Origin of the sequence: Hymenobacter segetis, from assembly GCF_038448715.1 — a bacterium.
GTDB lineage: Bacteria > Bacteroidota > Bacteroidia > Cytophagales > Hymenobacteraceae > Hymenobacter > Hymenobacter segetis.
Window position 1 is genome coordinate 1 of record NZ_JBCEVZ010000012.1, and the last position, 13014, is coordinate 13014.

A 13014-nucleotide genomic window follows, 5' to 3' on the forward strand; every position below is an offset into this window, starting at 1 on the left:
GCTCGATGCCCAGTACCGCGACCCCAGGGAGCGGGCGGCCAAGCGCCGCGAGCTGGGGTATCTGGACGAGTTTAACTAGGGCCGGCCGGCCCGGAATCTTCCGCCGTGCCCGCCACCGCCGCGCAGCAAAAATCCCCGTCAGCATTGCGCTGACGGGGATTTTTTGTTCTGAATCCAACTTATCGAAAGCTCCCCGGAAACTCCTGCAAGCGGACGATGGAGGCCGAACCCGGCCGAACGGCAGTAACGGGGATTGCCACGCCGGCAAAAGCTCAAATAAAGCTCCCATATTTACGCTCCCTTTCCCCTTCATCATCTGCCAACCGTGAAAATCCATCAGGACGTATTGCGCCTGGATTTGCCAAATCAACCTTGTTGCTATTACGGGCTTGCTGTGTTGGGCTGATGACGTTTGGCGTTAATCGGTCGGGGCTATTTCATTGATTTCTTTACCTATTTCCCACCTTTTACCTTTTGCTTTATGCAGCATAATTTACCTTTTGCCGGTGCGTCGCCATCCCCGTTCGCGGGGAGCCGCACGCCAGTAGCCAGCCGCAGCTGGCGGCCCGTGGTGGCCACTCTGGGCCTCTTAGCCCTCTCGGTGGGTGCTTCTGCCCAGAACCGGGCATTTCCCTTGCCGCAGGCGGCTGAGCGAGTGGCCCGGCCGCTGGCGGCGGCTCCGGTGGCTGTGCAGCCATCCCGGCCCGTGGCGGCCCACAAGGTGCTGTCCGCCATCAGCTCGACGGCGGCGGGCGGCAACTGGAGCGCCCCGGCCACCTGGGTGGGCGGCGTGGTGCCCACGGCGGCCGATGACGTAACCATCGTGGCCGGCGCTACGGTGACACTGGACGTGGCGGCTACGGCGGCCTCGCTCACGGTGGCAGCCACGGGCTCGCTGCTGACTTCGGCCACCACGGCCTACTCGCTGCAGGTGGCGGGCAGCGTGACCAATAATGGCACGCTGGACCTGAGCGCCAGCAGCACCATCGGCTCGGACCTTCGCTTTACGGGCGCGGGCAACGCGGCCTTCACCGGCACGGGTACCACCGATTTGCAAACGGTGTCGCTGGCCAAATCGGTGCGGGCTGATATTGTGGAAATGAACCTGCCGACGCTGTCGGTGCAGGGCAGCACCACTGCCGGCACCGGCTTCCTATCCACGCGCATCACCACCAACACGGTGGATGACATGACCGGTACCCTGAAAATCTCGGGCACGGCCACCATCAGCAACCGGGTGTTCAGCAACGCGGCTTCCTACGTCATTCCCGCCACGGGGGGCTTCTGGCTGAACAACGCCAACTTTACGGTGGCCAGCCAGACGGGCTCGCCCATCGTTAACGGCTCGCTGCGGATTTCGACGGGCACCTACAACGTGGGCAGCTCCATTGGCAACTCCATCAACTTCGGCTCCGGCGCGGTGTACACCCAAGAGGGCGGCACGCTGAACACGGTGGGCCGGTTCACGAGCTTCACCAGCGCCACGGCGGCGGCGGCCATGACCTTCACGCTGAGCGGTGGCACCATGAACATCAGCACCGTGGGCAACACGTCGGGCACGCCCTCGTTCGGCGTGAACGGCACCACCACCATTTCGGGCGGTACCATCAACCTGGTGCAGCGCAGCACGGCCACCACGCCGCTCGACTACTACGTGGCGGGCACCTATACCTACACCGGCGGCACCGTGAACATCGGCACGGCGGCCACGGCTACCAACTTCGACTTCCGCGTGCGCGGCACGTTCCCGAACCTGACCGTCGACAACACGACCAACCCCAAGACGGCCGTGATGCAGGGCCAGACCAACGTGTACGGTACGGCGCTGGTTACGCCCGGTGCCACGCTGAACCTGAACGGCCAGCTATTGCTGCAACTCGGTGCCACCATCACCAACAACGGCACCCTGACGGGCACTACCACCGGCAGCACGGTGTACTTCGCCGGCTCGGTGCCCCAGACGCTGGGCGGCACCGGCACGTTTAGCGTTATTCGTAGCATCACCGTCGATAACAACGGCGGCGGCGTTACGCTGAGTGTACCCGTGGTGACGACCCGGGTGAACATGTTCACCGGCAACCTCAACGGCACCAGCAACCTGACTATTGGCGACGGCACGGCCATCTTCTTCGTTATTCAGATTGGGGTGACGGCCAACACCGGCACCAGCGGTTCGTTGACTTCGGCCCCGGTCTTCAACCTTGGCAGCGGCGCGCTGCAGGTGATTTACGCGCCGGAAGCCACGGCCCGCACCACCGGGTTTGAGATTCCGGCTACCCGCACGGTAGATGTGGTCACCATTTCCAACCCGGCGGGCGTAGTGCTGGCCGGTGGCAACCTGCTGGTAAACGGCGTATCGAACGCCTCGCTGCTGCTTTCGGCTGGTATTCTGACCACCACGGCCGCCAATACGGTAGTGATTGGACCGCTCGCGGGGGCTTTCCCCACGGGCCTGGCTACTTCGTACGTGAAAGGCCCGCTGGGCATCACGGTAAACAGCGCCACGGCAGTTGCCCGCACTTTTGCCGTGGGCGATGCCGCCGGCTGGCGTCCGGTAGTGGTAACGGGCATCACGGCCAGCACCGACCAGACCTTCACGGCCACGGTGGTGAGCGGTGCAACGGGGGGCCAGGTATCGGGCGGGCTGAGCAGCCTGAACCCGACCCGCTACGTGCGCCTCCAGAACACGGCCAACCTGCCGGCTACGGCCACGGTGCAGCTGAGCTATGGGGCCGATGACGTGCTGGGCAATGCGGCTACAGCCGTGGTGGCCCAGGCCCCTACGGCGGCCGGCGCGTATGCTTCCATTGGCGGGGCAGCGGCTACCGTGCCTACTACCGGCTTGGTTTCGACCCTGAACCTGACGCCTGGCAACGACTTCTTCGTGCTGGCAAATACCGAAGGCGGCACCCTCACCACCTCAGTGGCGACGGTGTGCGGCGGCACCAACTCGGGCACCATCACGCTGGCCAACAACGTGGGCACCATCGTGAAATACCAGGCCGACAGCGGCTCGGGCTTCGTAGATGTGGCCGGCACCAACACGGGCAGCACCTACGCCTTCAGCAACCTGACTGCTACCACCACGTTCCGCGCCGTTATCCTCACTTCGGATAACCGCACTGTGTTTTCGGCTCCGGTAACGGTGACGGTGACCCCGGCCACCACGGCCACGTTCGCCTACTCGGGCGCGACGTTCTGCGCCAGCGGCACCAACCCCACGCCGACGGTGACGGGCACCAGCGGCGGCACGTTTAGCTCCACCACGGGCCTGAGCCTGAATGCCACTACCGGCGCTATCAACCTAAGTGCTTCGACCGCTGGTGCCTACACTGTGACTTACACGGTGGCCGGCACTTGCGGCAGCTCCGCCACGGCTGCGGTGACCATCACGGCCGCTCCGGTGGCCGCGTTTAGCTACGGCACTACTTCGACCTACTGCGTGAGTGGGACCACGGCTCCGGCCGTTGTACTGGGTACCGGCGCTACGGCCGGCACGTTCTCCTCGACCACGGGCCTGACGATTAACGCCTCCACCGGCGCAATTACCCTGGCTTCGTCCACGCCCGGCACCTACACCGTGACCAACACGGTGGCCGCTGCCGGCGGTTGCGCCGCCACCACGGCTACCACCACGGTAACCATCACGGCCGCCCCGGTTGCTACGTTCAGCTACGGCACCACCACCAGCTACTGCGTGAGCGGCACTACGGCTCCGGCCGTTGCCCTGGGCACGGGTGCCACGGCTGGGACGTTCTCTTCGACTACCGGCCTCACGATTAACGCCACCACCGGCGCTATCACGCTGGCTTCGTCCACGCCCGGCACCTACACCGTGACCAACACGATAGCCGCTGCCAGCGGTTGCGCTGCTGCTACGGCCACCACCACGGTAACCATCACGGCCGCTCCAACGGCTGCCTTCAGCTACGCTACTGCCAGCGCCTGCGCGGGCTCGGCCACGCTGTTGCCCGCTACGCTGGGCACCGGCGCATCGGCTGGCACGTTCTCCTCGACCACGGGCCTGACCCTGAATGCTACGACGGGCGTGGTGAATCCGGCCACCTCCACGGCCGGCACTTACACCGTGACCAACACGGTGGCCGCTGCCGGTGGCTGCGCCGCCGCTATGAGCACCGCCACGGTGACCATCAACGCGCTGCCGGCCACGCCCACCTTCAACTACACCTACCCCACGCCCAGCACGGTGCTCTTCACCAGCAGCGTGGCCCCGGCCGGCACCACCTACCAGTGGTACCTAACCACCGGGACGACCACCACCATCATCGCGGGAGCTACTGCCCAGACCTATACGGCCAATGGCACCACCAACCCGGGCACCTACACGGTGCGCTTCATCAGCACGGCCACGGGCTGCCAGTCGGCGGCTTCGAACTCGCTGGTGGTAACGGCGGCGGCCCAGCCGCTGGCCGGCACTTCGCTGAACGTGTACCCGAACCCCAACCACGACGGCAACCTCAACGTGGTGCTGACCGGCTACCGCGCCCCCGCTGAGCTGACCGTGCTCAACGCCCTGGGCCAGGTGGTCTTCACGGCCACGGTGCCCGCCTCGAACGGCACCACCACGCAGCCTGTCAACCTGACGCAGCTGTCCTCGGGCATCTACATCCTGCGGGTGAAGACCGAAGGTGGCCTCGACACGCGCCGCGTGACGAAGGAATAGCGCTGCCCCGACAGTAGCCTCTGCTACCCCAAAAAGGCCCCGACCACATGGTTGGGGCCTTTTTTAGTGCCTGATAATGGCCGCCGGGAAGTGCCGGTGCTGGTTGGTGAGCCGCTTATTCGGGGGGGAAGCCGCTAGCTTTGTGTTATGGCTTCCGTTTTCCAGACCTACCTGCAACTCGGCTTTCTGCACATCTGCACGCCGCGCGCGGCCGACCACCTCACGTTTTTGCTGGCCCTGTGCGCGCCCTACGTGCTGAATGACTGGCGGCGCGTGCTGGCGCTGGTTACCAGCTTCACGGTGGGGCACTCGCTCACGCTGGCGCTGGCCACGCTGGGCCTGGTGGCCTTCCGGCCGGCCCTCATCGAGGCGCTCATTCCCATCACCATCATGGTCACGGCGCTGTGGAACCTGCGCGGCGCGGGCCGGCTCATCACCCGACGCGCGCCAATGCTGGCAGCGGCTCCCAATGCCCTGGCGCTGGGGTTTGGGCTGATTCACGGGCTGGGCTTTTCTAATTACCTGCGGGCCTTGCTCGGGCCGAACAGTCGGCCACTAGCGGAGCTGCTGGCGTTCAACATCGGCGTGGAGCTGGGCCAAATCCTCATCGTAGCCGCCATTCTGCTGGCCGGCGCGGTGCTGCTGGGCAGCCTGCGCGTGGCCCGCCGCGACTGGCTGCTGACCACCAGCGGCGCGGCCCTGGGCATTGCCACGGTGCTGCTGGCGCAACAGCTGTGGCCGTAGAAGCAGCCGGGTAGGGGGGAGGCGTTGTGGAGAGGCCTATCGGTGTTTACCGACAGGGGGGGCGGCGGGTCGGGAGGCCTGTCGGTGTTTATCGACATGGGGTCCGGGCGGCCGTCGGGGCACATCGGAAAACTCCGACATGCCCCGACGGCCGCACTGCCGCAACCTTGCCGTAACTTTAAGCGACCTTACCGGTCGCCATTTCTAATCTGATTTTCCCACTTACGCTTTTTCCATGCGTCGTCTTTTATTCGCTGGCCTGGTGCTGGCCGTGGCCGGCCAGCAGGCTGCCACTGCCCAGACCACCAACTCCGGCACCGACAAATTTGCGCAGCTCGAAACGATGCTGCCCACACCCAATAGCTACCGCACCGCCAGCGGCGCGCCCGGCTCCGACTACTGGCAGCAGCGCGCCGACTACGACATCAAAGTCACGCTGGATGATGCCAAGCAGGCCCTCACCGGCCGCGAAACCATCACCTACACCAACCTCTCGCCCGATGCGCTGCCCTACCTCTGGGTGCAGCTCGACCAGAACATCTTCGAGAAAAACTCCATCGCCAACGCTACCCAAGTGGGCCAGCTGCAGGATAAAATGTCGTTTCAGTCGGTGGATGGCATGATGTCGAACTTCGATGGCGGCTTCAAAATCGAGAGCGTGACCGGCAAGGATGGGCGCGCGCTGCACACCGTCACGAACAACACCATGATGCGCGTGGACCTGCCCGCGCCGCTGCTGCCGCGCCAGTCGGTATCGTTCAGCGTGAAGTGGCACTACAACATCACCGACCAGTACAAGCAGGGTGGCCGCAGCGGTTTCGAGTATTTCGCCGACGACAAGAACTACCTCTATGAGATGGCCCAGTTCTACCCGCGCATGGCCGTGTATTCGGATAACCAGGGCTGGCAGCACAAGCAGTTCCTCGGCAACGGCGAATTCACGCTGCCCTTCGGCGACTACAAAGTGAGCATCACCGCGCCCGCCGACCACATCGTGGGCGCCACCGGCACGCTGCAAAATGCCGCCCAGGTCCTCACCAGCACGCAGCAGAAGCGCTGGGAGCAGGCCAAGTCGGCCACCAAGCCCGTGCTCATCGTGAGCCAGGACGAGGCCGTGAAGAACGAAAGCAGCCGCGCCACCGGCACCAAAACCTGGTCCTTCGCCGCCAAAAACGTGCGCGACTTCGCCTGGGCCAGCTCGCGCAAATTCATCTGGGATGCCATGCAGATTAAGCAAAACGGCAAGCCCGTGATGTGCATGAGCTACTACCCCAAGGAGGGCAACCCGCTCTGGGGTCAGTATTCGACGCAGGTGGTGGCCCACACCATCAAAACCTACTCGAAATTCACGATTCCCTACGCTTACCCCGTAGCCATTTCGGTGCACGGCCCGGTGGGCGGCATGGAGTACCCCATGCTCTGCTTCAACGGCGGCCGGCCTGAGAAGGACGGTACCTACTCGCAGCAGGTGAAATACGGGATGATTTCGGTGATTATCCACGAAGTGGGCCACAACTTCTTCCCCATGATTATCAACTCCGACGAGCGGCAGTGGACGTGGATGGATGAGGGCCTGAACTCCTTCGTGCAGTTCCTCACCGAGCAGGAGTGGGAGCGCAACTACCCCAGCCGCCGCGGCGAGCCCCGCAACATTGCGGCCTACATGGCCACGGCTGATAACCTGCAATCGCCGATTATGATTAACTCGGAGTCGGCTCTGCAATTCGGCAACAACGCCTACGGCAAGCCCGCCACGGCCCTCAACATCCTGCGCGAGACTGTCATGGGCCGCGAGCTGTTCGACTACGCCTTCAAAACCTACGCCCAGCGCTGGGCCTACAAGCACCCCACGCCCGCCGATTTCTTCCGCACCATGGAAGACGCCTCAGCTGTGGACCTCGACTGGTTCTGGCGCGGCTGGTTCTACACCACCGAACACACGGACATTGCCTTGGAGTCGGTGAAATCCTACAACGCCAGCACCCGCAACCCGCAGGTGGAAAACGCCCGCCTCCAGCAGCAGAAAGCCGCCGCGCCGCAGTCCATCACCGCCCAGCGCAACGCCACCGACATCCCCAAAACGCTGGTGGATGAGAAGCCCGAGCTGAAGGATTTCTACAACAACTACGACCCCCTGGCCGTGACGCCCGCCGACCAGCAGCGCTACACCGCCATGCTCAACGGCCTCACGCCCGAGCAGCAGCAGCGCCTCAACGACTCGCAGAGCAACTTCTACGAGCTGAGCCTGCGCAACGTGGGCGGCCTGGTAATGCCCGTAATCGTGCAGATGACCTACGCCGACAACACCCAGGAAATCCAGACCATCCCGGCCGAAATCTGGCGCAAAAACAACGCCCAGGTCACCAAAGTCATCGTGACGAAAAAGCCCGTCATCAGCTTCGTTATCGACCCCTTCCAGCAAACGGCCGACACGGATTTGAGCAACAATGCCTTCCCGCGCCAGCCCGCCGCCTCGCGCTTCGAGCTGTTTGAGCAGCAACGCCCGCAAGCTCCCGCCAACCCCATGCAGCAGTCCAAAACCGCAGCCAGCCCCATGCAGAAGCTGGAGCAGAAGCCCGGCAGCAGCGGCAACTAGTCGTCTGTCATTGCGAGTGGAGCGCAGCGCAACGCGGCAATCCGTTCTGTACTAACCAGACACTCTCTTTCACCAGAAAGCCCCGGCACTGCGAAGTGCCGGGGCTTTCTGTTGTTAAAAAAGGCTTTATCACATCTCGGGGTTGGTCGCTCACGAGAGGACGGATTGCCGCGTTGCGCTGCGCTCCACTCGCAATGACAGACGATTTACGCCTTGATATTCGGGGCTTCACCGCCCACCATGCGCGAAATGAGCCCGTGGTCCTCCTTGCTCTCAGCCCAGACCACACCCACCACATGGATGAGAATGAAGCCGATAATGAGGTACATCGTCACATTGTGAATCTCCTCGGCCGTATGGTGCATGGGGCCGAAGAAGGCGGTATCTTCATATATCATGATGAGGCCGGTGGCCACCATGATGGTTAGGAAAAGGTAAAACAGCGCGTAGGTGGTTTTGGCAAACAGAATTTTGCCGGCTTGGCTCTTGTCGGCAGGCGGCGCGAGGCGGTAGCGGCGCAGGATTTCCATTAGCCGCGCCGAGAAGCGCAAGTTGGAAGGTCCCGTCAGCTGCAAGCCCAGACGCATTACCCACAGTGCCACCAGCGCCCAGCCAAAGTAGATGTGCCAGTCCCAGATTCGCTCGCTGATGATGTGCGCAAAAGCGCCGCCCTGCTTCGTGGTTATCGTCACGTTGGCCTTGCTCATGGCCTGCTGAAACTCCGGCACCGCCGACCGGGAATTAACAATCACCTTCTGAAACAGAATGGTAATCAACTGCAGGCTAATCAACAGCGCATTGGCCCAGTGCCAGAACCGGATGGAGCCCCGGTAATCCTTGATGGGTACTTCGACGGCGGGGGCAATGACTTCGTTCATGGCGCTGGTGGGCAAAGGGTCAAATAGTAAGGACAATGCCGGCTTCTACGGCGGCGGCGGGCACGGGTTCGGTGCGGCCGGGATACACCAGTAGCGCGTGCGCCAGGCAGTGGAGCGCCGCCGCTAAATCGGTCTGGTTGATGACGTAGGCCAAGCGTACTTCCTGCCGGCCCAGGCCTGGCGTATGGTAGAAGCCGTTGGCTGGCGACAGCATCAGTGTCTGATTATCCAGCGTAAAATCCTCCAGCAGCCACTGGCCGAACTTCTCGGCATCGTCCACCGGCAGGCGGGCCACCACGTAGAAGGCACCGCCCGGCACTGGGCACACCACGCCCGGCATGGCCCGTAGCGCATTCACGGTGAGGTCGCGCCGGGCCTGGTACTCGGCCCGGGTGCCATCGAAATAGGAGGGGGGCAGCTCGGCGGCGGCTTCGGCAGCCACCATTTCCAGCACCGGCGGGCATATTCGCATCTGGCCGAAGTGGAAGGCCGCCAGCCACACATCCGGGTTGCGGGTGACCAACGCGCCCACCCGCGCCCCGCAGGCACTGTAGCGCTTTGAGATGGTGTCGAGCAGCACCACGTGCTTTTCGCCGCCCACCAGGCTCAAGGCGCTGGTGGCCTGGGCGCCGTCGTAGCAGTATTCGCGGTAAGCCTCGTCCGACAGCAGGTATAAATCGTGCTGTTTGCACAGGCCCAGCAGGGCGTCCAGCTCGTCGCGCCGGTACACGTAGCCGGTGGGGTTGCTGGGGTTGCAGATGAGAATGGCCCGGGTGCGCGGCGTAATCACCGCCTCGAAATCGGCCAGCGGCGGCAGCGCGAAGCCGTCCTCGATGTGCGCCGACACGGCCACGATGCTCACGCCGGCCGCAATAGCAAAGGCTGTGTAGGTGCCATAAAACGGCTCGGCTACAATCACCTCATCGCCCGGATTCAGGCAGGTGAGCATGGCGAAAAGGATGGCCTCGCTGCCTGCCGTGGTCACCATAATGTCTTTGAAGCGGGCCGGAATTCCGGCGCGCTGGTAGTAGGTTTCCAGCTTGCGGCGGTAGCTGTCGGTGCCTGCGCCGGGGGCGTAGCCCAGCACCGCGATGTCGGCCTCGCGCACGGCGGCCAGCATTTCGGGCGGCGTCAGCACATCGGGCTGGCCAATGTTGAGCGGATAAACTACTTTGCCCTGTTGGCGGGCGGCGTCAGCATAAGGCAGCAGCTTGCGAAACGGCGAAACGGGCATGGCCTGCCCGCGCTTGGATACTTCTGGCATATAATAAAGTTAACTCCCCAACCGGCGCGGCATCAGCCGCCGGCCCCTCAATTGGCTAAATATAACGGCCCGCAATTAGTTACAAGCACTTCTTATACAGATTATACAGAATCCGGTTGTCGGCATCGGTCAGCGGCGCGCCCACGTTTTGCTGAATAAAATGCAGCTTGAATGCCCGAATGGCCGCCGGCAAATCCCGCGTGTCGTACCCGATAATCCGCAGCGCCTCACGCGGACTGAACACCGTAATCGGACTATTCAGTCGCGCCAGCTGGGCATCCACCCGGCTGGTATCCACAGGCTGAATAGAAGCCGTCGGCACATCATCCGCCGTCGGCAGGGGAGGAGTGAGCAGGCGGCCGGCCAGGGCAGCGGCGCTATCGGCCACGAAGGGGCTGGGCAGTGGGCCGGCATCGTACCACAGGCCGAAACCATTATCCGCTAGGCGCTTCCAAGGGAAGAGGGCGCTGGGGTCATTCTTGCGGCTGGGAGCAATATCAGCGTGGCCAATGAAGTTGGCCGTGGGAATTCCGTAGGCTTTTTTCAGGCCGGCCAGAATATGCATCAGGCTGGTAATCTGGGCTTCGGCGAAGGGCTCAATGCCGTTGTTATCCAGCTCGATGCCGATGGATGAGGAGTTGATATCCGTGGTGTTGCCCCACTTGGCCACGCCGCCATGCCAGGCCCGCAGGTAGTCGTTCAGCATATGGTACACCCGGCCGTCGCGCCCGATGACGTAATGCGCGCTCACCTGCGTGCTCACCATGGTAAACGTCTTGAGCGTCTGCGCCGTAGAGTCCTGCGCCGTGTGGTGAATGACGACGTAGTTGGGCTTGCGCAGGTTGAAATTGGTGGTGCCCACCCAGTATTTGCCCAGCAGGCTGTCGGCCCCCGGCGTGATGACCGGCGTGGCGCGTAGGGCCTCGGCATAGGCTTTCACCTGCGCTTTATACGACTTGTTGGTGGTGGCGTAGGGGTTCTTGGAGGCGGCACAGGCGCTCAACGCCAAGGTTGCCGCGAAGCAAAGGGAAGGTAAATAAGCCTTCATCAGAAACAGGTTAAACGGCAAAGCTGCCAGTGCAACAGCAAAAAAGAAGCCCTTGGAGCAACTGCTTCAAGGGCTTCCGGTAACAAAACGTCAGCCCGCGCTATTTGGCGTACGCCACGGAGCGCATCTCCCGAATTACGGTGATTTTAATCTGGCCGGGGTACTGCATTTCCTTCTCGATTTTCTGCGAAATCTCGAAGCTCAGCTCAGCGGCGCGTTCGTCGGTCACGTTCTCGGCGTCCACCATCACGCGCAGCTCGCGGCCGGCCTGGATGGCAAAGCACTGGTTCACGCCCTTGAAGCCGTTGGCGGTTTCTTCCAGCTGCTTCAGGCGCTTGATGTAGCTTTCCATCATCTCGCGGCGGGCACCGGGGCGCGAGCCCGAAATGGCGTCGCAGGCCTGCACCAGCGGCGAAATCATAGCCGTCATCTCAATTTCGTCGTGGTGAGCGCCGATGGCGTTGACCACGTCGGGGTGCTCTTTCCACTTCTTGGCCATCTCCATGCCCAGGATGGCGTGGGGCAGCTCAGGCTCTTCGGTGCTCACCTTGCCGATGTCGTGCAGCAGGCCGGCGCGCTTGGCTTTCTTCACGTCGAGGCCCATCTCGGCGGCCATGGTGGCGCAGAGGTTGGCTACTTCACGGCTGTGTTGCAGCAGGTTCTGGCCGTAGCTGGAGCGGAAGCGCATCCGGCCCACCATTTTAATCAGTTCCGGGTGTAGGCCGTGAATGCCGAGGTCGATAATGGTTTTCTCGCCGATTTCAACGATTTCTTCCTCGATGTTCTTGCGGGTTTTGGCTACGATTTCCTCCACGCGAGCGGGGTGAATCCGACCATCTTTCACCAGCAAGTGCAGCGAGAGGCGGGCAATTTCGCGGCGCACCGGGTCGAAGCCCGAGATGATGATGGCCTCGGGCGTGTCGTCCACGATGATTTCAACGCCCGTGGCAGCTTCCAGCGCGCGGATGTTGCGGCCCTCGCGGCCGATGATTTTGCCCTTCACGTCGTCGCTTTCAATGTTGAAAATCGACACGCAGTTCTCGATGGCATGCTCTGAAGCGGTGCGCTGAATGGTCTCCAACACAATTTTCTTGGCATCCTTGGTGGCGGTCAGCTTGGCCTGGGCCACGGTGTCCTTCACAAAGGAGCTGGCTTGGATTTGAGCCTCATTTTTGAGGCTTTCCACCAGTTGCTCGCGGGCTTCGGCGGCGGTCAGGTTGGCGATGGTTTCGAGCTGGCGCTGTACGGAGTGCAGCTGCTCATCGGCTTCGCGCTGCTTTTCTTCCAGTTCAGCCATCGCCTCCTCATGGTCGAGACGGCGCTTTTCGGCCTGGGCTTCCAGCTTATCGCGTAGCTGCTGGGTATCGGTCTGATTTTTCTCGCGCTGGCGCTCCAGGTCGGCTTCCTTTTTCTGAATCTGTTCGAGCTGGCGCTGTGTGGTTTCGGTGAGCATTTTGATGCTCTGCTCTTGCTCCACCACGCCCTGGCGGCGCTGGGTCAGCTCGCTGTCCAGCTCAGTTTTGAGGCGGCGGCTTTCCTGGTCAAACTCGTTGCGCAGCGTCTTGAACTTGTTCTTCGACTGCTCCAGGCGCTCATCGGCCTGCTTAATTTTCTCGTCGCGAAGGCGGTTGCCTTTCTCCTCCGCATCGCGGAGGATTTGTTGAGCGCGGGCCTGAGCCTCGCCCTCGTGGTCCAGCCGGGCTTTGCCGGCCAGCTGCCTGCCTACCACAAAGCCGACCACAAGGGCAGCCACTGCGGTGAGCAGACACATTATTAAAGGGGACATATGAATTATGGTTT

The 13014-nt window shown here is 62.7% G+C and carries 7 protein-coding genes; 3 read left to right on the forward strand and 4 right to left on the reverse strand.

The window, feature by feature from the left end; genetic code table 11:
• Positions 1-481: 481 nt before the first annotated feature.
• The 3 genes from AAFH49_RS06960 to AAFH49_RS06970 all read left to right on the forward strand — a co-directional run bounded on the left by AAFH49_RS06960 (position 482) and on the right by AAFH49_RS06970 (position 8024).
• On the forward strand, positions 482-4684 hold the full coding sequence (locus AAFH49_RS06960) for a beta strand repeat-containing protein (RefSeq protein ID WP_342296866.1): 4203 nt from the start codon (positions 482-484) through the stop codon (positions 4682-4684).
• Positions 4685-4831: 147 nt separating this feature from the next.
• Entirely contained in the window at positions 4832-5428 is a 597-nt protein-coding gene (locus AAFH49_RS06965; RefSeq protein WP_342296868.1) for a HupE/UreJ family protein, read from the forward strand.
• Positions 5429-5663: 235 nt separating this feature from the next.
• Complete coding sequence (locus AAFH49_RS06970; RefSeq protein WP_342296869.1) at positions 5664-8024, forward strand: M1 family metallopeptidase; 2361 nt, start codon at positions 5664-5666, stop codon at positions 8022-8024.
• 206 nt (positions 8025-8230) lie between these two features.
• Here the strand turns inward: AAFH49_RS06970 and AAFH49_RS06975 are convergent, their stop codons facing one another.
• The 4 genes from AAFH49_RS06975 to rny all read right to left on the reverse strand — a co-directional run bounded on the left by AAFH49_RS06975 (position 8231) and on the right by rny (position 12985).
• A complete protein-coding gene (locus tag AAFH49_RS06975; protein ID WP_342296871.1) occupies positions 8231-8902 on the reverse strand; it encodes a cytochrome b/b6 domain-containing protein in 672 nt (223 codons plus the stop codon).
• Positions 8903-8921: 19 nt separating this feature from the next.
• Complete coding sequence (locus tag AAFH49_RS06980) at positions 8922-10166, reverse strand: pyridoxal phosphate-dependent aminotransferase (protein WP_342296873.1); 1245 nt, start codon at positions 10164-10166, stop codon at positions 8922-8924.
• A gap of 79 nt (positions 10167-10245) precedes the next feature.
• Positions 10246-11214: an N-acetylmuramoyl-L-alanine amidase gene (locus AAFH49_RS06985; RefSeq protein WP_342296874.1), complete on the reverse strand. Its 969-nt coding sequence runs from the start codon at positions 11212-11214 to the stop codon at positions 10246-10248.
• Between the two features lie 100 nt (positions 11215-11314).
• Complete coding sequence (gene rny / locus AAFH49_RS06990; RefSeq protein ID WP_342296876.1) at positions 11315-12985, reverse strand: ribonuclease Y; 1671 nt, start codon at positions 12983-12985, stop codon at positions 11315-11317.
• Positions 12986-13014 lie beyond the last annotated feature (29 nt).